4 protein-coding genes are annotated in these 3,177 nt (G+C 29.2%); all 4 read right to left on the reverse strand.

What is annotated here, in order from left to right; all coding sequences use genetic code 11:
* Positions 1-179 precede the first annotated feature (179 nt).
* The gene (locus tag BUB51_RS12305) at positions 180-836 is read right to left on the reverse strand and encodes a Type 1 glutamine amidotransferase-like domain-containing protein (RefSeq protein ID WP_083599629.1); all 657 of its coding nucleotides are present in this window, start codon (positions 834-836) and stop codon (positions 180-182) included.
* Between the two features lie 282 nt (positions 837-1,118).
* On the reverse strand, positions 1,119-1,241 hold the full coding sequence (locus tag BUB51_RS13630; RefSeq protein WP_278294523.1) for a hypothetical protein: 123 nt from the start codon (positions 1,239-1,241) through the stop codon (positions 1,119-1,121).
* Between the two features lie 252 nt (positions 1,242-1,493).
* On the reverse strand, positions 1,494-2,597 hold the full coding sequence (gene tnpB, locus BUB51_RS12310) for an IS200/IS605 family element RNA-guided endonuclease TnpB (RefSeq protein WP_073198112.1): 1,104 nt from the start codon (positions 2,595-2,597) through the stop codon (positions 1,494-1,496).
* A gap of 8 nt (positions 2,598-2,605) precedes the next feature.
* Positions 2,606-3,007, reverse strand: coding sequence for an IS200/IS605 family transposase (gene tnpA, locus BUB51_RS12315; protein WP_073198114.1), 402 nt, complete (start codon positions 3,005-3,007; stop codon positions 2,606-2,608).
* Between the last annotated feature and the right edge of the window lie 170 nt (positions 3,008-3,177).

Genomic DNA, 3,177 nt, shown 5'->3' on the forward strand with positions numbered 1-3,177 from the left:
AACTTAACCTAATGAACCGCCGTATACCGAACGGTACGTACGGTGGTGTGAGAGGTCGGTAGATGAATTAATCATCTACCTCCTACTCGATTAAAGTCAGAAATCCAAAATCATTTAGATTATGAATCATAATAGTAGGACCTTAAATCTCATGTTATGTGATCGTGTGGCCATTCCCTTTACATTTCTTCTCCATCAATTATTTTGATTATATTACCCACAAATTCAACTTCCCCATCATTTACTATTATTCCATCTCCATCATTACAAGCATAAATTACACTTCCAGTCCGTTTTGAATACTCCTTTACGTTATCTTTAAATTCTTTATTCCAACGGTTATAATGTGGTAAAAATTCAAAGTCAACTAATTCTAAAGAATTAAGTTGACATCTACTACCTAATGCTTCATCAAGATTACTTGTAAACAACTTAAACAGTGATATATTTGCCCCAATATTACAAGCTCCGCCACTAACTCCGATAATAATTCCATTATCAGCATACTTTTTTAAAACTGGTTTAAGATTTCTTTTTTTAATATTGTTTAATAAAAATATGGGGTCTCCACCTGATAAATGAATAACATTACATGATAATAAATCATCTACTTTTGACTCATCATATTCTTCGCCTAAATCAAAAAATATAAACTCCTGAATACCATAGCTTTTATAAAATGCTTTTATATTACTAAAATATTTTCGATCTTTATCTCCAGTTGAAGGAATATACCCTAAAGATAAATTGCCATTTCCTAATAACTGTTTCATTTTAATATGTACTTTTTCATTGTCTGCTGACATTTGATCGCTATACAAAATATATTTTCCCAATCTATATCCCTCCAAACAATCTTGCTTATTTCACAGTCTACCACATGTCGCATGACAGTTTCACTAGTTTCAATGAAAAAAACTTTCTATCAAATTGTAAATTCCTCTATTTTTCATATCATTGTAATCATTTGTCCCATATTACAAAAATAAGATAATGCATAAAAATCAAACATCTAATCTAGAACCACTACTCATAAATAGAATAAGTAATTCTAGAAAATATCTGATTATAAATAGGCTAGCGAAATACATCTATCTCAATTTTACATTTTTTCATTCTTACTTAATTAACCAAACTAAAGTCCCACCCGCTGCTTTTCTTTCGATAGGACCATTCTTCATTTCACTTTTTACCCTATTTAATCCTATGCGATAATCTTCATTTGAAATCAAATGTAGCATCGGATAGCCTTTTTTCTCTAATAATTCTAAAAATTTACTTTCTAATTCTATTTCTTCTCCTTCACCGATTGTCTCAATCTTTAGAAAATTAAACCCATTTTTCTCCGCTGAACTAATTATTTCTTCTATTCTGGATATCTTTGTTTTTGAACCTCCTACGACTAAAGTCGTAAGATTCCTGCTTCATAGACCTCGTAACCTACTATCTCCACAGGCGTAACTTCGGGTAGTCCCTACCCTACTTTATATATTTTATGCTATCCCTAATGTTCTTTTTCCTTCATTTAGTATGTTTATACTCGCATTCACATCCCTGTCGTGAATTGTTTTGCATTTTGGACATTCCCACATTCTTATGTTTAAGTTTTTTACTTCTTTGTTTTTATAACCACATATACTGCAAATCTGACTTGACGGAAAAAATGTATCTATTTTAACTATTGTTCTACCATACCATTTTGCCTTATATTCTAACATCTTAACAAATTCCGACCATGCTACATCCGATATTGACTTTGATAATTTATCGTTCTTTAACATATTTTTAACCTTTAAGTCCTCTAAAACTATAACTTGGTTTTCGTTTATAATTTTAAAGGATAGCTTTTGTAAAAAGTCATTCCTCTGGTTCTTTATCTTTTCATATATCTTTGCAACCCTTTTTGTTTGTTTTCTAAAGTTGCTACTTCCTCTTTGTTTTTTGGAAAGTTTTCTCTGCTCTTTTACAAGCCTTTTTTCTAATTTGCTTAAGTATTTAGGATTAGGTATTTTATTTCCATCACTATCTATAAGAAAATCCTTTATTCCCAAGTCTATCCCTATCATTTTGTTAGCTTTTTCTTTTTCTTTAACTTCTTCTATCCTGCAACATATTGAAATAAAGTATTTATTAGTAGGTGTTTTGCTTATAGTTACATTTAATATTTTACCTTCTATTTCCCTTGATTTCGCAAACTTTACAAAGCTTAACTTTGGAAGTTTTATTCTATTTCCTTTGATTTCGATATTATTATTTGTAAATGTCGTTCTATAGCTTTGGTAACCATTTTTCTTGGTTTTAAACTTTGGAAACCCTGCATCTTCTTTGAAGAATTTTTGAAATGCTTTATCTAAATCCTTTAATGAGTTTTGAAGTGCAAATTTATCTACTTTTTTTAGCCATTGTTTTTTCTTTTTAAGCTGTGTTAAATCTGATGAACATTTGTTATAGTTTAGTGTTATTCCATATTCTTGATATGCTTTTATTCTTTTATCTAAGTAATAATTGTAAATAAATCTAACACAGCCAAAGGTTTTGTTTATAAGCTCAACTTGTTTTTTGTTTGGATAAAGCCTAAACTTAAAAGCTTTTTCCATATTTACACCTACTTTTCTTTTTGGGATAGGATATACTGTTTAATTTGTTCTTCTGTGTTTTCACTAACTGTTGCGATAAAATAAGATGGATTCCACAAATGTCCGCCCCATAATTTTTCTTTAAGTTCTGGAAACTCTTTTAACAGCAACCTTGCACTAACACCTTTTAGAGCTTTTATTATATTAGGTATATAATGTTGTGGTGAACATTCTATGAGCAAGTGAATATGATCCAAATCTGTATTCATAAGAAGTATTTTAAATTTATTATTCTCTGCTATATTGTTAAGTATTTCCCTTAATCTTTGTTCTATTTGATTAGTTAAAATTTTATGTCTATACTTTACACACCAAACTATATGGTATTGTATAGAATATACGTAACCTCTACCATAATAAACATTAGCCATATTTTCACCTCATAATTATTATGACATATGTTACAACAAAATAAAATGATTTCACTGATTTGACTTATATTTTTGAACACCAGTTTACAAGATTAATTAAGCCACAAAGTCATTGTATATAAAGTTTTTAACGCATTTGGAAACTACAGAATAAATTTTTCTATTTTCGA

This window comes from Caloranaerobacter azorensis DSM 13643 (assembly GCF_900129995.1).
Lineage (GTDB): Bacteria > Bacillota > Clostridia > Tissierellales > Thermohalobacteraceae > Caloranaerobacter > Caloranaerobacter azorensis.